Source organism: Halomonas sp. PBN3, assembly GCF_000475415.1.
GTDB lineage: Bacteria > Pseudomonadota > Gammaproteobacteria > Pseudomonadales > Halomonadaceae > Halomonas > Halomonas shengliensis.
In genome coordinates, this window is the sequence record NZ_AXCA01000001.1 from 33,342 (window position 1) to 50,263 (window position 16,922).

Below are 16,922 nucleotides of genomic sequence, written 5' to 3' on the forward strand. Positions count from 1 at the left end.
GTCAGCAGGCCGACGCTGAAGGTGACGGCGTAGATCATGCCATCGATGAAAGAGTGGAAGCCGATCCCCAGCAGCGAGACCAGGCCCATGGCGTACGCCTCGCCGCCGGGATCCCTCTCGCAGACGAAGGCGGTGACGAAGCGGTTGAAGAGGTGCAGCCCCATGAAGCCGACCAGCAGTCAGGCGGGCGCCCCGGGGCTCATGGCGATGGCGCGCGGCACGATATGCAGGAAGGAGGCGGCGATCAGCACCCCCGCGGCGACGCACATGAAGTAGGCGGTATGGCGCTGCCCCCAGTCGGCGAAGCGGCGGATGGTGAGGATGCCGAGGGTGGTGACCACCGCGGCGGCGGCACTCGCCGCCAGCGCCATCCAGAAGGTGTTGTCCATGCCAGTCCTCCCTGATCGACGGTGTTACCCACCACTCTAGCGCCGGCGACGGCAGAGGCCCCTGCGGCATCTTGCGGCACCGGCGATGCCCATGGCGAGGGGCCGTCATGCGCCTACGACCAAGGTCGCAGACTTGACGCGAAAATCCCTTGCGGCCAGCCTCAAGGGGCGCCATCATCAGCGCCCACTCGCCGGCCCCCTGCCGGGGCGGTCGGGCGAGGCCAAGACACTTATTCTCTACCCGATCTGGATTCCTACCCATGAGCAAAGTCCTGATTATCGGCGCCGGCGGCGTCGGCGGCGTGGTGACCCACAAGTGCGCCCAGCATCCCGAGGTCTTCGACGAGATCCTGCTGGCCAGCCGTAACGAGGCGAAGTGCAAGGCGATCGCCGCTCAGCTGGATCGCCCGATCCAGACCGCCCGGGTGGACGCCGACAGCGTCGATGAGCTGGTCAAGCTGATCGAGTCGTTCAAGCCCGACGTGCTGATCCACGTGGCCCTGCCCTATCAGGACCTGACCATCATGGAGGCGTGCCTGAAGACCGGCGTGCCCTACCTCGACACCGCCAACTACGAGCACCCCGACGAGGCGAAGTTCGAGTACAAGGAGCAGTGGGCCTTCCAGGACCGCTACAAGGAGGCCGGCAACATGGCCACCCTGGGCTGCGGCTTCGACCCGGGCATGACCAACATCTACTGCGCCTACGCCCAGAAGAACCTGTTCGACGAGATCCACCGCATCGACATCCTGGATGCCAACGGCGGCGACCACGGCTACCCCTTCGCCACCAACTTCAACCCGGAGATCAACATTCGCGAGATCACCGCGAAGGGTCGCTACTGGGAGAAGGGCGAGTGGAAGGAGACCGACCCGCTGGCGGTGAAGCGCAAGTTCGACTTCGACGGCATCGGCGAGAAGGACATCTACCTGCTCTACCACGAGGAGCTCGAGTCCCTCAGCCAGAACATCAAGGGCCTGGAGCGCATCCGCTTCTGGATGACCTTCTCCGACAAGTACATCACCCACCTCAAGGTGCTCGAGAACGTCGGCATGACCAGCATCGAGCCGATCAAGGTGGGCGATGCCGAGATCGCCCCGCTGGAGTTCCTCAAGGCGGTGCTGCCCGACCCGGCCTCGCTGGGCCCGCGCACCAAGGGCAAGACCAACATCGGCATCATCGCCGACGGCATCAAGGACGGTAAGCGCCGCAAGGTGCATATCTATAACATCTGCGACCACCAGGCGTGCTACGAGGAGGTCCAGTCCCAGGCGATCTCCTACACCACCGGCGTGCCGGCGGTGACCGGCGCCATGCTGATGCTGGAGGGCATCTGGAAGGGTGACGGCGTGTTCAACGTCGAGCAGCTCGACCCCGACCCCTTCATGGCGCGCATCGGCGAGATGGGCCTGCCGTGGCAGGTGGTCGAGCTCGACCCCGACCACGATCCCCTGGCCTGAACCATGGCGAACGCACGCGAGCAGGGCCTGGACTTCGATGTCCGGTCCTGCCCCTCTCCGGCCTATGTGGTGGACGACGCCCTGCTGCGCCGCAACCTGGAACGCCTCGGTGAGGTCCAGGAACGCAGCGGGGCCCGCATCCTGCTGGCCCTGAAGGGCTTCGCCATGTGGGACACCTTCCCGCTGGTGCGCCGGTACCTGGTGGGCACCACGGCCAGCGGCCAGGACGAGGCACGCCTCGGCGCCGAGACCTTCGGCGGCGAGGTGCACTGCTACTCGCCGGCCTTCACTGAGGAGGAGATGCGGGTGGTGCTGCGCTACGCCGACCACCTCAGCTTCAACTCCCCGGGCCAGTGGCGGCGCTTCCGCGAGACCATCGCGGGCGCGCCGCGCCGGGTCTCCTGCGGCATGCGGGTCAACCCCGAGCACTCCACCGGTTCGGTGCCGCTCTATGACCCCTGCGCGCCGGGCTCGCGGCTCGGCACCCGGGCGGCGGAGCTCACCCCGGAGGTGATGGAAGGCCTCGAGGGGCTGCATTTCCACACCCTGTGCGAGCAGAACAGCGACGACCTGGAGTCGACCCTGGCGGCCTTCGAGGCGCGCTTCGGCCACCACCTGGCGGGCCTCGCGTGGGTCAACTTCGGCGGCGGCCACCATATCACCCGCGACGACTACGACGTCGAGCGGCTGGTGAGGGTGATCCGCGACTTCCGGGCCCGCCATCCGCACCTCACGGTCTACCTGGAGCCGGGCGAGGCGATCGCGCTGAACACCGGCTACCTGGTGTGCACGGTGCTGGATATCGTCGACAACGACGGTCCCATCGCCATCCTCGACACCTCCGCCACCGCCCACATGCCCGACGTGCTGGAGATGCCCTACCGGCCCGAGATCATCGGCGGCGGCGAGCCGCAGGAGAAGGCCCACACCTACCGCCTGGGGGGCATGACCTGCCTGGCCGGTGACGTGATCGGCGACTACTCCTTCGACGCGCCGCTCGAAATCGGCGACCGCCTGGTGTTCACCGACATGGCCCACTACACCATGGTCAAGACCACCACCTTCAACGGCATCCGCCTGCCGTCGATCTGCCGCATCGACGAGGCGAGCCGCCAGGTCCGCACGGTCCGCACCTTCGGCTACGTGGACTATATGCAGCGGCTGAGCTGAGCCCCGCCCTGCCCACCGCCACTGAAGCCCCCTGATGTTACATATAGGGGGCTTTTTCGTGCCCACGCGACACCCCGGCCCTTCACCACCACCGTCGCGGCCTCATAAGGTGGAGGAAAGCCACCGCACAGGGAGTCCGCGATGCCGGAGGTCTACAAGCTCGGCGGCGCCTCGATCCGGGACGCCGATGCCATCCGCCACCCGGGGGAGCTGCTGACCCGCCAGGTGCCGCCACCCCGCGCCCTGGTGATCTCCGCCATGGGCAAGACCACCAACGCCCTCGAGGCGCTGCTCGGCGACCTGCCCGTGGTCACCGAGAAGACCACCGCCAGCACCGCCCAGTGGCTGCTGCCCGCGGACGCCTGCCCGGAACGCTGGCGACTGCCGTAGCGCCCGGGGCCGAGGCGCACTCCAGACGCCGAGGGCACCTTGCGGACGCCGGAGACGCCAACGCCGGGGCGGCAGCCGCCCCGGCGCTGGTCTCCTGGCGCGTTACCGACCGACCTCAGCCGGCGGCGGCCTGCATCGCCAGGGCGGTATCCAGCATGCGGTTGGAGAAGCCCCACTCGTTGTCGTACCAGGCCATGATCTTGACCAGGCGACCGTTCACGCGGGTGTGGTTGGCGTCGAAGGTCGAGGAGTGGGCGTCGTGGTTGAAGTCGATGGAGACCAGCGGCTGGGCGTTGACCGCCAGCACCGGGGAGGCCTCCGCCGCCTCGGCGACGATCTCGTTGATCTCCTCCTTGGTGGTCTCGCGACCGGCGGTGAACACCAGGTCCACCAGGGAGACATTGATCACCGGCACGCGCACGGCCAGGCCGTCGAACTTGCCGTCGAGCTCCGGCAGCACCAGGCCCACCGCGGCGGCGGCGCCGGTCTTGGTGGGGATCATGGAGTGGGTCGCGCTGCGCGCCCGGTAGGGATCCTTGTGATAGACGTCGGAGAGGTTCTGGTCGTTGGTGTAGGCGTGCACCGTGGTCATCAGGCCGTTCTCGATGCCCACGCTGTCGTTGAGCGCCTTGGCCACCGGCGCCAGGCAGTTGGTGGTGCAGGAGGCGTTGGAGACCACGCGATGGTCATCGGTCAGCACGTCCTCGTTGACCCCGTAGACCACGGTGGCGTCGGCGTCCGGGCTCGGCGCCGAGATCAGCACCCGCTTGGCGCCGGCCTCCAGGTGCTTGGCGGCCGCGGCCCGCTTGGTGAACAGCCCGGTGCACTCCATCACCAGGTCGACGCCCAGCGACTTCCAGGGCAGGGCGGCCGGGTCACGCTCGGAGAGGATGGCGATGCGCTGGCCATCCACGGTCATGCTCTCCTCGTCATGCTCCACCTTGAAGGGGAAGTGGCCATGCACGGTGTCGTGACGCAGCAGGTGGGCGTTGAGGGACGGATCGCCCAGGTCGTTGATGGCCACCACCTGCACGCGGTCACGGTAGCCGTTCTCGTACAGGGCACGCAGCACGTTGCGACCGATGCGTCCGAACCCGTTGATGGCTATCTTGAGCGTCATGTCCTCTCTCCTCCAGTGGCGTCTTGTAGGGGTGTCTCGGTAGAGCCCGCTGGCAGAGATCCGGCGCGTCTCGTGGGAACCGGCTTGGTAGCCCGCGGCTCATGATATGGGACCACAATGTGACGCAAACCGATCACGGACTCAAGGATTTTTTAGTAACTTTACAACATAACGTCTCGACATCTTGTCACGAACCGGGCATCGATTCGCCCTGAAACCCTAGGGGAATATAAGGCTGCAAAGGTTCTTGGCGAGGCTCGGCCCGGCAAGTTTCCGGCGGAGGCCATGTAGTAAACTTACCTTGCAAGGAGTATTCTTGTAGTCTGACAACAAGCCATTTCCCGAAGGAGGCACACCGCATGTCGACCCAGCCGCTCCACACCCCCATCCGCCGCACCAAGATCGTCGCCACCCTGGGCCCGGCCAGCGACCGCGAGGGCGTGCTCGAGGCCATGATCGCCGCCGGCGTCGACGTGGTGCGCCTCAACTTCTCCCACGGCTCGGCGTCCGACCATCGCCGCCGCCTCGCCGCGGTGCGCGAGATCGCCGAGCGCCTGGGCCGCAGCGTCGCCGCCCTGGGCGATCTCCAGGGGCCCAAGATCCGTATCGCCCGCTTCGCCGAGGGGGCCGTCAGCCTGGAAGAAGGTGCGCCCTTTATCCTCGATATGGCGCTCGATGGCGAGGCCGGCAACCAGGAACGCGTCGGCTGCGACTACAAGACCCTGGCCGACGACGTCGCCCCCGGCGACCGGTTGCTGCTCGACGACGGCCGGGTGGTGCTCGACGTCACCGCCGTCCAGGGGCGCGAGATCCACACCACCGTGGTGGTGGGCGGCAAGCTCTCCAACAACAAGGGCATCAACAAGCAGGGCGGCGGCCTCTCCGCCCCGGCGCTCACCGACAAGGACCGCGCCGACCTCCAGACCGCCCTGGACATCGGCGTCGACTACCTCGCCGTGTCCTTCCCGCGCAGCGCCGCCGATATGCGCGAAGCGCGTGAGTTATTGGGTGAAGCCGGCCAGGAGATCGGCCTGGTGGCCAAGCTCGAGCGCGCCGAGGCGGTGGCCGATGACGCCACCCTCGACGGCATCATCCAGGCCTGCGAGGCGGTGATGGTGGCGCGCGGCGACCTGGGCGTGGAGATCGGCGACGCGAAGCTGATCGGCACCCAGAAGCGCATCATCAAGCGCGCCCGGGCGCTCAACCGCGCGGTGATCACCGCGACGCAGATGATGGAGTCGATGATCGAATCGCCCCTGCCGACCCGCGCCGAGGTGTTCGACGTGGCCAACGCGGTGCTCGACGGCACCGACGCGGTGATGCTCTCCGCCGAGACCGCCGCCGGCGACTTCCCGGTGGAGACCATCGAGGCCATGGACCGGGTCTGTCTGGGCGCCGAGCGCGAGCGGGTCGCCCAGGCGTCGGGGCACCGCATCCACGAGGGCTTCACCCAGATCGACGAGACCATCGCCCTGTCGGCGATGTACGCCGCCAACCACCTGCAGGGCGTGGCGGCCATCGCCTGCATGACCGCCACCGGCTACACGCCGCTGATCGCCTCGCGGATCCGCTCGGGGCTGCCGATCGTCGGGCTGGCCCACAGCCCGGTGGCGCAGCGGCGCATGGCGCTCTATCGTGGGGTGGTCTCGCTGCCCTTCGACACCAGCGAGATGGCCGCCACCGAGCTCAACGCGCGGGCGCTCCAGTTGCTGGTGGAGCAGGGCATCGCCGAGGCCGGCGACCAGGTGATCCTGACCCGCGGCGATCACATGAACGCCCACGGCGGCACCAATACGATGAAGATCCTCGAGGTGTGAGCCCATGACCGACATCCGCCCGCGACGCACCGTGAAGCGCACCCTCCCCGAGCGCAAGCGCATCGCCCTGATCGCCCATGACGGCAAGAAGGAGGAGCTGCTGGAGTGGTCCGGCCGCTGGCGCGACACCCTGGCCGCCCATGAACTCACCGGCACCGGCACCACGGCGAGTCGCGTGGCCAAGGCGCTGGGGCTCCCCGTGAAGGGACTGCTGAGCGGCCCCCTGGGCGGCGACCAGCAGATCGGCGCGCTGCTCACCGAACAGAAGCTCGACCTGCTGATCTTCTTCTGGGATCCCTTCGCCCCCCAGCCCCACGACCCGGACGTCAAGGCGCTGCTGCGTCTGGCGGCGCTGTGGAACGTGCCGGTGGCCTGCAACGCCGCCAGCGCCGACTTCCTGATCAGCTCCCCCTGGCTCGACCGGCCCTACGAGATGACCATCCCCGATGCCGGCGCCTGGATCTCGGGCCGGACCACCGACTGACGAACAACGAGAGACGCGAGGCTTACGATGTTCCAGCTGACCCGCAGCGTGACCTGGCAGGCCCTCAAGGGCCTGCATGAGCAGACCGCCGACGACCGCATCCGCGACTACTTCGCCAAGGACCCCAAGCGCTTCGAGAAGATGAGCCTGCGGGTGGGCGGCCTGTTCCTCGACTACTCCAAGCATCAGGTCTCCGAGGAGGTGCTCGACAAGCTGATCGAGCTGGCCGAGCACTCGGCCCTGGTGCAGCGCCGCGCCCAGATGTTCTCCGGCGACATCATCAACGTCACCGAGAACCGTCCCGTGCTGCATACCGCCCTGCGTAACCTGGGAGAGGGCCCGCTGATGGTCGATGGCCAGGACGTGCTGCCGGAGATCCAGCGCACCCGCGAGCAGATCAAGCAGTTCTCCGAGGCGGTGCGCAGCGGCGAGTGGAAGGGCTACAGCGGCGAGCGGATCCGCGACGTGGTCAACATCGGCATCGGCGGCTCGGACCTGGGCCCCAACATGGCCTGCCGGGCGCTGCTCAAGTACCGCCACCCGGACCTCAACTTCCACTTCGTCTCCAACGTCGACGGCACCCATATCCAGAAGGTGCTGTCGCGCCTCGACCCGGCCACTACCCTGTTCATCGTCTCCACCAAGACCTTCTCCACCCAGGAGACGCTGCTCAACGCCAAGACGGCGCGCCGCTGGTTCCTCGAGAACGCCGGCGAGGACGCCGACGTGGGCGCCCACTTCGTCGCCGCCTCCACCAACCGCAAGGCGGCCATGGAGTTCGGCATCCGCGAGGAGAACGTCTTCGAGTTCTGGGCCTGGGTCGGCGGGCGCTATTCCATGTGGTCCTCCATCGGCCTGCCCATCGCGCTCTCCATCGGCTACGACGGCTTCATCGCCATGCTGGAAGGTGCCTACGAGATGGACCAGCACTTCCTGAAGGCGTCCTTCCGCGAGAACATGCCGGTGCTGATGGCGCTGATCGGCATCTGGTACATCAACTTCGTGGGCGCCGAGACCCAGGCCATCGTGCCCTACGACCAGGCGCTGCATCAGCTGCCGGCCTTCCTGCAGCAGCTGGACATGGAGTCCAACGGCAAGTCGGTGGACATCTTCGGCCACCCGGTGAACTACAAGACCGGGCCCATCGTCTGGGGCCAGACCGGCTCCAACGGCCAGCACGCCTTCTTCCAGCTGCTCCACCAGGGCACCCGCTACGTGCCCATCGATTTCATCGCCTCGCTGAAACCGGAGCCGGGCTTCGAGGATCACCACTTCGCCCTGCTCACCAACATGCTGGCCCAGGCCAACGCCTTCATGGAGGGCAGCCAGCAGGGCAGCCGCCTCGACCCCTACAGCTGCCCGGGCAACCGGCCGTCGAGCACCCTGCTGCTCGACGAGCTGACGCCCAAGAACCTCGGGGCCCTGATCGCGCTGTACGAGCACAAGGTGTTCGTCCAGGGGGTGATCTGGAACATCAACTCCTTCGATCAGTGGGGCGTGCAGCTGGGCAAGCAGATCGCCGGCGAGATCAGCGAGCGCATCGACACCAACGTCGGCGACTTCGACCCCTCCACCCAGGGGCTGCTGGCCCTGGTGCGCGAGCACTTCCCTGCCGGCGCCACGGCCGAGCCCAAGGCCGCCGAGCCGGCCACCAAGGCCAAGCGAAAGCACAAGGCCTGAGCCTGAGACCCGGCGGGTCTCAGGGCCGGGCAGCCAGGCGGTGCCCAGCCCAATAGCCGAGCCAGGCCGCGGCCAGCCACAGCCCCAGGCTGACCAGGAGATAGGTCAGGGCCAGCCCGGGGCGTGCCTGTGCCAGCAGCTGCAGGGTCTCCAGCCCGAACAGCGAGAAGGTGGTGAAGCCGCCGCAGAACCCGGCCACCAGGAAGGGCTGCCAGCGCGCCACCCAGCCATGCTCGCGATGGACGGCCCAGGCGGCGAACAGCGCGATCAGCGCCGAGCCGAGCAGGTTCACCGCCAGGGTCGCCCAGGGGAAGCCGGGAGTGGCGAGCCACAGGCCGAGCTGGTGGCGGGACAGGCTGCCCAGGCCGCTGCCCAGCCCCACGGCGGCGTAGGCGCGCCAGGCGATCACGGAAGCCCCCCGCCCAGCCAGACGCCCAGCGCCAGGGCAGCGAGGCCGGCGAGCAGGGTCGCCGACACATAGCCGGCGGCCGCCGTGGCGCGCCCCTGCTGCCAGAGGGTCAGCGTCTGCAGGCTGAAGGAGGAGACCGTGGTGTAGCCGCCCAGCAGGCCGGCCCCCAGCAGCGCCCAGGCGGTGTTCGTGGCCACCTCGACGGACGGGGCGCCGGGCAGGCCGAGGGCGGCGGCCAGCAGGCCCATGGCCAGGGCGCCGCTGATGTTCACCGCCAGGGTCCCCCAGGGCAGGTGGCTCCCCAGCCGCCGTCCCAACAGGTTGCCGAGCGCCAGGCGCCCCATGCCCCCCAGGGTCCCGCCGACCAGTACCGCCAGCCACTCCGGCATTCGCACCGCTCCCCGTACCAAAAAAAACGCCACCCGAGGGTGGCGAAAGAGTATCGCATGCTTGCCGCATCGACGGCAGGAGGCGCCGCCGATGGGACAAAGATGACACACAAACCCCAGCATGTACAATTAATGTACATGAATCTGCCGCCACGGGCCGCGGGGTCGTGGCCCCACGGCAAAGCCCGTATCATGTCGGCTGGACACTTCATCGCCCCACACGCCAAGAGACGGAGGTCACCGCGTGAATCCCAAGCAAGCCCTACCCCTGATGCTTGGCTGGCTGCTGCTCGCCCTGCTGGCGCTGGCGGCTCCCGCCCAGGCCCAGCAGGACGGCGGCGAGAACGCCCCGCCGGCCTACGCCACCCTGGCCGACCTGCTGGAGAACGAGCAGACCCGCCAGGAGCTGATCGACCAGCTGCGCGGCATGGCCGGCGACGTCGCCGCCTCGGCCCCCGCCGAGGCGGTGGAGGAGGAGGCCTCGCTGCCGCGGCAGCTGGCCCAGGTCACCAGCCGCGTGGCCGGCGACGTCGGCGCCCAGTTCGATGCCATCGTCTCCGCCATCGGCGGCATGTTCTCGAGCGACCTGGAGAGCACCTTCGATACCGAGGCCTTCATGACGGCGGCCATCAACCTCGGCCTGGTGATCCTCGCCACCCTGGCGCTGTTCATGATCTTCCGCCGCCTGGCGCGGCCGCTGTTCACCGGCATCAGCCAGTGGTCCCTCAACGGTAGCGGACTGACCCCCATCCTGCGCCTGGTGATCTGCGTGGCCCTGGCCGCGGCGGTGGACGTGCTGGTGGTGGCCTTCGCCTACCTGGGCGGCAACCTGATCGCCACCTTCGCCATCGGCGAGACCGGCGAGCTCTCCACCCGCGCCTCGCTGTTCCTCAACGCCTTCCTGGTGATCGAGCTGCTCAAGGCGAGCGTGCGCATGCTGTTCGCCTCGCGCTACGAGGGGCTGCGCCTGCTGCCGATCACCTCCGGCGAGGCCTCCTACTGGAACCGCTGGATAGCCCGGCTGATCGGCCTGGTGGGCTACGGCCTGATGGTGGTGGTGCCGCTGGTCAACGCCTACGTGGCCCCCGCGGTGGGTCAGGGGCTGGGCACTCTGATCATGGTCGGTGCCTTCCTCTACGCCGTGGTGGTGGTGCTCAGGAACCGCAAGCGCCTGCGCGACGCCCTCAACCACAAGGCGAGCCAGGCCAGCATGGCGGCGAGCCGCGTCACCCTGCAGCTGTTCGCGCGCATCTGGCACCTCTTCGCCCTGGCCTACTTCGTCATGGTGCTGACGGTGACCCTGACGCGGCCGGTGGACGCCCTGCCCTTCGTGCTCTTCGCCACCCTCAAGACCATCGCCGCGGTGGTGGTGGGGCTGCTGCTCTCCAGCTTCCTGACCCAGACCATCGGCCGGCGCATCCGCCTCTCCGATGACCTGCGGCGCAAGCTGCCGCTGCTCGAGCCGCGCCTCAACAGCTACGTGCCCAACGCCCTGCGGGTGATCCGCACGGTCATCGTGGTGCTGGTGGTGATGGTGGTGCTCAACGCCTGGGGCGCCTTCGACCTGGCGGCCTGGTACGCCTCCGAGGCGGGCCGCGGCCTGGTCGGCAAGGTGGTCAGCGTGGCGGTGATCCTGGCCATCGCGGTGATGGTGTGGCTGGCGCTGGCCAGCCTGATCGAGCACAAGCTCAACCCCGAGACCGGCGGCGGCGTGCCCTCGGCCCGCGCCCAGACCCTGCTCTCGCTGTTCCGCAACGCCCTGGCCATCACCCTGGTGACCATGACGGCGATGATCGTGCTGGCCGAGATCGGCATCAACATCGGCCCGCTGATCGCCGGTGCCGGGGTGCTGGGCCTGGCCATCGGCTTTGGCGCCCAGAAGCTGGTCCAGGACATCATCACCGGCATCTTCATCCAGGTGGAGAACGCCATGAACACCGGCGACGTGGTCACGGTGGGCGGCATCACCGGCACCGCCGAGAAGCTCAACATCCGCTCGGTGGGCATCCGCGATCTCTCCGGCACCTACCACCTGGTGCCCTTCTCCAGCGTGGACACCGTCTCCAACTACATGCGCGAGTTCGGCAACCACGTGGGCGAGTACGGCATCGCCTACCGCGAGAGCATCGACGACGCCATCGCGCAGCTCCAACTCGCCTTCGAGGACCTGCGCGCCAGCGAGGAGCACGGCCACAAGCTGCTCGAGCCGCTCAACGTGGCCGGCGTGGTGGCCCTGGCCGACAGCTCGGTCAATATCCGGGTGGTGATCAAGACCACCCCCGGCGACCAGTGGGCGGTGGGCCGCGCCTACAACCGCCTGGTCAAGCTGCGCTTCGACGAGGCCGGCATCGAGATCCCCTTCCCCCATACCACCCTTTACTTCGGCCAGGACAAGACCGGCTCGGCTCCCCCCGCCAACCTGCGGGTCATGCAGCAGGACTTCACCATCGATGGCAGCCCTGCCGGGCAGCCCAAGTCGGGTGATCAGGTCACGGACGACCGCTACACCCCGGGCAAGTCGCGCTCTCGCCAGGCAGATGGCGACGGCCAGTCGATCGCCAACCCCGAGCACGAGAAGCCCAGCGGGGATGATGTGGAGGAGAACTGATCCCGGCGCGGACCGCCGCGCCGCCGAACCACAGCGGGGCCGCCTTGGGGCGGCCCCGCTGTTTTTCGATACATCACAGACTGGCGTGAGCCAGTTCGACAGGATCCATGAGCGGCCGGCACTTCACGGGCGGACAGGCAGCAGTGGTGGGAGGCAGGGTTCCCCGGGCGAATGGAGGCCAAGGGCCTCCCGGTAATGTCTTTAACGATTGCAACACCGCCTGGGCGCCTGGCGGCGCCATTCGCCCGGCAGAGCCGGCCTCCCACAAGGCTGCATTCACGCTACCCTTTTCTTTCCTGCTCCACCGTCTTCGTGCGTCGGAAACGCGAAGGGGGCGCCGAGGCGCCCCCTTGCTTGGGTGGAGTGGGGAAGGGTCGGGCCCCGTCAGGACGCCTTCTTCTGCTCCTCCTTGCCCTCGCCCAGCACGTCCTTGTCCTCGCTGGGCTGGGGCAGGGAGGGCAACGACTTGTCGAGCAGCTCGACGCTCTGGCGGTAGTAGAGCTGGCTCTTCTGGTGCTCACCGAGGTTGGCGAAGAGCCGCGCCAGCTCGGCGCAGACCACGCCGCTGGGGCGCTGGCGCTGGCTCGCCTCGAAGTACTCCTTGGCCTTGCCCCAGTAGGCGTTGCGCAGCGCCAGGCGACCCAGGGTGAGCAGCAGGTCGGGATCGTTGGGGCGCTCCTGCAGCCACTTCTCGGCGGTGACCAGCTGGCGCGAGGCATCCACGTCGAGCAGGCCGTAGCGCAGCACCAGGCGGCTGTCCCAGTGTTCCTTGAGGGAGTGGCGCAGCAGCCGCTCGGCGATGGGTTCCTGGCCGCCGCGCACCAGCGCCTCGGCGTAGAGCACGATCAGCTCGACGTCGCCACGCAGGTGGTCGGGCATGTCCGCCCACAGGCTGCGCACCGTCTCGATGTCGCTGCCCTCGCGGGCCTCGCGCACGATCAGCTCGCGGTAGGCGCGCCGCTCCAGCTGGTCGCGCTCCTCCGCGGAGATCAGCTGCTGGGCGCCCAGTCGCGGCATCAGGCGGCGCAGGCCGTCCCAGTCGCTGACGCTGAGGTAGGCCTGCTTGAGCTGCTTGAGCACCTGGGGGTGGTTGGGCAGCTGGCGGTCGAGGCGGGTGAGGATGGCCAGGGCCTCCTCGTACTGCTGGCGGTCCAGCATCAGCTGGGCCTGCATCATGCCCACCGCGGTGTCGGCGCCCTCGGTGCTGAGGTGGGCGCGCTTGAGCAGGGTATCGGCCTGCTCGAAGCGCCCCTGGTAGTGGGCCGCCAGGGCCGCGGCGAGGTAGTTGACCAGCGGGGTGCTGGAGTCGTCCGCCGCCTTGACCAGCGACTTCTCGGCCCGCTTCCAGCGCCCCTCGGCCAAGGCCACCAGGCCGCGCACGGTGCGCTTCATGGCGTTGCGGTGGCGGGTGCGGCTGTTCCACACCTTGAAGCGCGACACCGGGCGGCTCAGGCGCATCAGCAGGCGCAGCGCGAAGTGCAGCACCAGGAAGGCCGCCAGCAGCAGGACCAGGCCGAACCAGAAGGAGGTCTGGAAGGAGGTGTCGCCCACCCGCACCAGCCAGTAGCCGGGTACCGACATCATCAGCTGCCCGAACAGCGCGCCGATGGCCAGCCCCAGGACGATGATCAGTATCAGCTTTCTCATGCCTCATCTCCCTGGCGCGACTCGAAGCGCCGCTCGATGAATTCGGCCAGGGCCTGCTGGGACGCGCTGATGTCGGGCAGCTCGGGACGCACCGCCGCGCCCTTCAGCTCCGCGAGGCGCTCGAGCACCGACTGCACGCCGCTGGCACCGGTGTCGTAGTAGCCCTCGATAAGGGTGATCGCCTTCTCCAGGCTGGCCTGGTAGAGCTCCGGCTCCTCCTTGAGCAGCGCCAGCTGGGCCTGCTCGATCACCAGGCGCACGCTCTGGCGCAGGTAGGACTCCTGCTCCGGCGAGATCAGCGCCTCCAGTGCCTCGTCGTGCTGGCGCACGGTGACCAGGTCCTTGAGCTCCTGGCCGAAGCGCGACAGCTGCTGCTGCCAGGTGCCGCTGGGTGCCTCCTGCATGCTGGAGCGGGCGGTGATCTCCTCGATCTCCTGGGAGAGCGGCTGGCCGGCGATCTGCTCCTGCTGGGCGTTGAGCGCCAGCCACAGGCCGGTGCGATCGACCTCGGGCACCGACTCCAGGGCGGCGAGCTCGCTGGCGATCTCGCGGCGCACCGGCACCAGCGCCGGGTTGTCGGCCTCCTTGAGGCGGGCGTCGGCGGTGCGCAGCAGCGCCGCGGCGCCCTCGACGTCGCGCTCCAGCTGCAGGCGCTGGTTGGCCAGGCGCAGCAGGTAGGCGGCCTCGGCATGCAGCCAGTCGCGCTCGTCGGTCTGCTGCTCGCTGGAGAGCTCGGCCAGCACCCGGTCGAGGGTCTCGTCGACCTCGCCGCGATAGTCGCTGAAGTCGCTCTCCAGCGAGGCGATAGCCTCCTCCAGGGCGGCCTGGCGCTCGGCCTCGGCCTCCTCGAAGCGCGCCTGCAGGGCGTCGAGGTCGCTGGCGGTGGCGGCCTGGCTGGTGCGGGTCTCCAGCTCGGCGATGCGCGCCTGCTGGGCCTCGAGCTTCTGCCACGCCTGCCAGCCGAACAGGGCCGCGGCGATGGCCAGCAGGATCACCAGCACGATGGCCACGGCGCCGGCCTTGCCGCCCTTGCCGTCGCCGCCCCCTGCCGCGGGCGCGGCCGGGGTGGCGTTACCGCCGCCGGTGGCGCGGTTCGACGGGGTGGCCTTGGCAGAGGACGGGTTCGCACCGGGCTTGCCGCCCGTCTCCTTGCCCTTGTCCGCCTCGCCGGCGGAGCTAGACGCCGCCTTGGCGTCGGAGCCACTCGTCGCCGAACCGGCGGCCGCCTGGCCACCCTGGGCGCCGGCCTGGCTGACGCCCTCCTGGCGGGACTTGTCCTGGTTGGCCTTATCATAGCGGCGAGAGCGTCGCCGGCCGGCGGTGCCTCCCTTGCCGGCCCCGTCGCCCGAGGTCGCCGATTGTGCGCCGTCAGACGCCTTCTGCTCTTCCTGCTCGTGTGGTTGCTTGCTCATCTTGTCGCTAGCCCTTTTCGAGATCGTCTTGATCGACATCGGCTTCCTGCGGGTCACAGGCATCGGCCACGGCCGTCGCCAGCGCCGTCGGGGTGGCGCCGCGCGCCACGACGGGGACACGAAACCCCAGCTTGCCGGCCAGTGTAGCCAACCGGGCGCTGGAAACGATTAGCGGTTGGTTCAAGGCGGCGCCCGTGCACCATCTTGCCAGATATTCGAGGATTTCTCCGCTGCTGACCACCAGCGCGCGGAAGTCGCCCGCCGCCAGGCGCTCGGCCAGGTCGGGGGTGGGGGGAAGGAGGCGGCGGCGGTAGAGGGCCAGGCGGGTCACCCGGGCGCCACGCCCGGCGAGGGTGTCGGTAAGCAGGGGGCGCCCGCCCTCCCCGGCCACCAGCAGCACCTTCTCGTCGTCGAGGGTGCGCAGCGAGCCCAGGGTCAGCAGCGCCTCGCTGGTGTCCTCGCCGGCCGCCGCCGGCGGCACATGGACGCGCACCCCGAGGCGACGATGCAGGGCCTCGGCGGTGGCCGCCCCCACGGCGTAGTAGTCGATGCCCAGCGGCAGCTGGGGCCAGAAGCGGTCGAGCGCCTCGGCCAGGCACTCGGCGGCAAAGGGGCTCACCACCACCACCCGCCGGAAGTGGTCGAAGTCGAGCCAGGCGGCGCGCTGCTCGGGGGTCTCGGGCAGCGCCTCGAGACGCATCGCCGCGAGGCGCGCCACCGGATGGCCGCGGGCCTCGATCGCCGCGGCGAGCACGTCGCCGCGCTCACCGGGGCGGGTGATGATCACCGGCGTCGAGGCGGCCATCAGCCGGCGCCGTAGACCTCATCGAGGATATCGCCGGCCCCCATCTCGAGCAGCTCCTCGGCGACGCGGATGCCCAGCGCCTCGGGCTCGTGCATCGAGCCGCGGCCCTCGGCGCGCAGCACGCGGCTGCCGTCCGGGGTGCCCACCAGGGCACGCAACCACAGGGTCTGGCCGTCATCCTCGAACACCGCATGGCCACCGATGGGCACCTGGCAGCCGCCCTCAAGGCGGGTGTTCATGGCCCGCTCGGCGCGCACCCGGGTGGCGGTGGTGGAGTCGTCCAGCGGGGCGAGCAGGCTGATCAGCTCGGGGTCGTGGAGCCGGCATTCGATGCCCAGGGCACCCTGGCCGCAGGCCGGCAGGCACACCTCCGCCGGCAGCTCCTGGGCGATGCGCGCCTCGAGCCCCAGGCGCTTGAGCCCCGAGGTGGCCAGCAGGATGGCGTCGAACTCGCCGTCGTCGAGCTTGCCCAGGCGGGTCTGGACGTTACCGCGCAGGCTCTCCACCTGCAGGTCCGGGCGCGCCTCGCGCACCTGCAAGGCGCGCCGCAGGCTGGAGGTGCCCACCCGGGCCCCCTCGGGCAGCGCGTCGAAGCTGGCGTAGTGGTTGGAGACGAAGGCGTCGGTGGGCTCGGCGCCCTCGAGGATCACCGAGAGGCCCAGCCCCTCGGGGAAGTGCATGGGCACGTCCTTCATGGAGTGCACCGCGATGTCGGCACGGCCATCGAGCATCGCCTCCTCGAGCTCCTTGACGAACAGCCCCTTGCCGCCGACCTTGGCCAGCGGGGTGTCGAGGATCTTGTCGCCGCGGGTGACGATGGGCACCAACTCCACCTCGAGCCCCTCGTTCAGGGCCAGCAGGCGGTCGCGGACATGTTCGGCCTGCCACATGGCCAGTTGGCTCTTGCGCGTGGCGATACGCAGCTTGGTGATGGGTTGCACGAGGTTCTCCCTGTACCGGTTCCCTGGTCGACGGCGGAGGCGCCGGCGCCCGGCGAAGTGGCATGCGTGACGCACGGATACCCTCATCATAAAGCACCCGGCGGGGGAGGAAAAATCCACGCGCCGCGCGCCCGGGGCCATCGCGGTCGGCCGTGCGGTGATAGAGAAAGGCGCCGGGGACAGGTCGAAGAGGGGGTCCTA

General features: G+C 69.1%; 15 protein-coding genes. 7 read left to right on the forward strand and 8 right to left on the reverse strand.

The annotated features are described in order from the left end of the window. Positions 1–179: 179 nt before the first annotated feature. Positions 180–389, reverse strand: a complete 210-nt coding sequence (locus tag Q673_RS36785) for a hypothetical protein (protein WP_023004142.1) — start codon at positions 387–389, stop codon at positions 180–182. Positions 390–649: 260 nt separating this feature from the next. Here Q673_RS36785 and Q673_RS18985 point away from each other — a divergent pair, with 260 nt between their 5' ends. From Q673_RS18985 to Q673_RS18995, 3 genes are all read left to right on the forward strand, one after another. Further along, positions 650–1,849 carry a saccharopine dehydrogenase family protein gene (locus Q673_RS18985; protein WP_023004143.1) on the forward strand — a complete coding sequence of 400 codons (1,200 nt, stop codon included), beginning with the start codon at positions 650–652 and terminating at the stop codon, positions 1,847–1,849. A gap of 3 nt (positions 1,850–1,852) precedes the next feature. Continuing rightward, a complete protein-coding gene (gene nspC, locus Q673_RS18990; RefSeq protein ID WP_023004144.1) occupies positions 1,853–3,019 on the forward strand; it encodes a carboxynorspermidine decarboxylase in 1,167 nt (388 codons plus the stop codon). Between the two features lie 141 nt (positions 3,020–3,160). Beyond that, positions 3,161–3,409 (forward strand): hypothetical protein, encoded by a 249-nt coding sequence (locus Q673_RS18995; protein WP_023004145.1) that lies wholly within the window; start codon positions 3,161–3,163, stop codon positions 3,407–3,409. A gap of 115 nt (positions 3,410–3,524) precedes the next feature. Here the strand turns inward: Q673_RS18995 and gap are convergent, their stop codons facing one another. After that, a complete protein-coding gene (gene gap, locus Q673_RS19000) occupies positions 3,525–4,529 on the reverse strand; it encodes a type I glyceraldehyde-3-phosphate dehydrogenase (protein ID WP_023004146.1) in 1,005 nt (334 codons plus the stop codon). 359 nt (positions 4,530–4,888) lie between these two features. Between gap and pyk the strand changes: the two genes are divergently transcribed. From pyk to pgi, 3 genes are read left to right on the forward strand one after another with little or no spacing between them, the layout of a single operon-like run. Further along, on the forward strand, positions 4,889–6,346 hold the full coding sequence (gene pyk, locus Q673_RS19005; RefSeq protein WP_023004147.1) for a pyruvate kinase: 1,458 nt from the start codon (positions 4,889–4,891) through the stop codon (positions 6,344–6,346). A gap of 4 nt (positions 6,347–6,350) precedes the next feature. Next, on the forward strand, positions 6,351–6,830 hold the full coding sequence (locus Q673_RS19010; protein ID WP_023004148.1) for a methylglyoxal synthase: 480 nt from the start codon (positions 6,351–6,353) through the stop codon (positions 6,828–6,830). Between the two features lie 27 nt (positions 6,831–6,857). Further along, positions 6,858–8,510 (forward strand): glucose-6-phosphate isomerase, encoded by a 1,653-nt coding sequence (pgi, locus tag Q673_RS19015; protein ID WP_023004149.1) that lies wholly within the window; start codon positions 6,858–6,860, stop codon positions 8,508–8,510. A gap of 19 nt (positions 8,511–8,529) precedes the next feature. On the opposite strand, the gene Q673_RS19020 is transcribed toward pgi, so the two are convergent. Together Q673_RS19020 and Q673_RS19025 are read right to left on the reverse strand one after the other, a co-directional pair. Continuing rightward, positions 8,530–8,919, reverse strand: a complete 390-nt coding sequence (locus tag Q673_RS19020) for a fluoride efflux transporter FluC (protein WP_023004150.1) — start codon at positions 8,917–8,919, stop codon at positions 8,530–8,532. After that, the gene (locus Q673_RS19025) at positions 8,916–9,308 is read right to left on the reverse strand and encodes a CrcB family protein (protein ID WP_023004151.1); all 393 of its coding nucleotides are present in this window, start codon (positions 9,306–9,308) and stop codon (positions 8,916–8,918) included. Before Q673_RS19025 ends, Q673_RS19020 begins: the two co-directional genes overlap by 4 nt. 244 nt (positions 9,309–9,552) lie before the next feature. On the opposite strand from Q673_RS19025, the gene ybiO reads away from it, so the two are divergent. Further along, positions 9,553–11,916, forward strand: a complete 2,364-nt coding sequence (gene ybiO / locus Q673_RS19030; protein ID WP_023004152.1) for a mechanosensitive channel protein — start codon at positions 9,553–9,555, stop codon at positions 11,914–11,916. 384 nt (positions 11,917–12,300) lie between these two features. On the opposite strand, the gene Q673_RS19035 is transcribed toward ybiO, so the two are convergent. Genes Q673_RS19035 through hemC form a run of 4 tightly spaced genes read right to left on the reverse strand, consistent with a single transcriptional unit; the run spans position 12,301 to position 16,721 of the window. Further along, positions 12,301–13,563 (reverse strand): heme biosynthesis HemY N-terminal domain-containing protein, encoded by a 1,263-nt coding sequence (locus Q673_RS19035; protein ID WP_023004153.1) that lies wholly within the window; start codon positions 13,561–13,563, stop codon positions 12,301–12,303. Further along, positions 13,560–14,975 carry a uroporphyrinogen-III C-methyltransferase gene (locus Q673_RS19040; RefSeq protein WP_023004154.1) on the reverse strand — a complete coding sequence of 472 codons (1,416 nt, stop codon included), beginning with the start codon at positions 14,973–14,975 and terminating at the stop codon, positions 13,560–13,562. Before Q673_RS19040 ends, Q673_RS19035 begins: the two co-directional genes overlap by 4 nt. Before the next feature lie 7 nt (positions 14,976–14,982). After that, positions 14,983–15,780 carry a uroporphyrinogen-III synthase gene (locus tag Q673_RS19045; protein WP_023004155.1) on the reverse strand — a complete coding sequence of 266 codons (798 nt, stop codon included), beginning with the start codon at positions 15,778–15,780 and terminating at the stop codon, positions 14,983–14,985. Next, complete coding sequence (gene hemC, locus Q673_RS19050; protein WP_023004156.1) at positions 15,780–16,721, reverse strand: hydroxymethylbilane synthase; 942 nt, start codon at positions 16,719–16,721, stop codon at positions 15,780–15,782. The genes Q673_RS19045 and hemC overlap by 1 nt, the downstream gene beginning before the upstream one ends. Positions 16,722–16,922 lie beyond the last annotated feature (201 nt).

Excerpts from the sequence above, each read along its gene's own strand:
- Q673_RS19025 (WP_023004151.1), bottom strand. The coding sequence starts at position 9,308 with ATGCCGGAGTGGCTGGCGGTACTGGTCGGCGGGACCCTGGGGGGCATG.
- Q673_RS36785 (WP_023004142.1), bottom strand. The coding sequence starts at position 389 with ATGGACAACACCTTCTGGATGGCGCTGGCGGCGAGTGCCGCCGCCGCG.
- nspC (WP_023004144.1), top strand. The coding sequence starts at position 1,853 with ATGGCGAACGCACGCGAGCAGGGCCTGGACTTCGATGTCCGGTCCTGC.
- Q673_RS19040 (WP_023004154.1), bottom strand. The coding sequence starts at position 14,975 with ATGAGCAAGCAACCACACGAGCAGGAAGAGCAGAAGGCGTCTGACGGC.
- Q673_RS19035 (WP_023004153.1), bottom strand. The coding sequence starts at position 13,563 with ATGAGAAAGCTGATACTGATCATCGTCCTGGGGCTGGCCATCGGCGCG.
- Q673_RS18985 (WP_023004143.1), top strand. The coding sequence starts at position 650 with ATGAGCAAAGTCCTGATTATCGGCGCCGGCGGCGTCGGCGGCGTGGTG.
- gap (WP_023004146.1), bottom strand. The coding sequence starts at position 4,529 with ATGACGCTCAAGATAGCCATCAACGGGTTCGGACGCATCGGTCGCAAC.
- Q673_RS18995 (WP_023004145.1), top strand. The coding sequence starts at position 3,161 with ATGCCGGAGGTCTACAAGCTCGGCGGCGCCTCGATCCGGGACGCCGAT.
- pgi (WP_023004149.1), top strand. The coding sequence starts at position 6,858 with ATGTTCCAGCTGACCCGCAGCGTGACCTGGCAGGCCCTCAAGGGCCTG.
- Q673_RS19045 (WP_023004155.1), bottom strand. The coding sequence starts at position 15,780 with ATGGCCGCCTCGACGCCGGTGATCATCACCCGCCCCGGTGAGCGCGGC.
- Q673_RS19010 (WP_023004148.1), top strand. The coding sequence starts at position 6,351 with ATGACCGACATCCGCCCGCGACGCACCGTGAAGCGCACCCTCCCCGAG.
- pyk (WP_023004147.1), top strand. The coding sequence starts at position 4,889 with ATGTCGACCCAGCCGCTCCACACCCCCATCCGCCGCACCAAGATCGTC.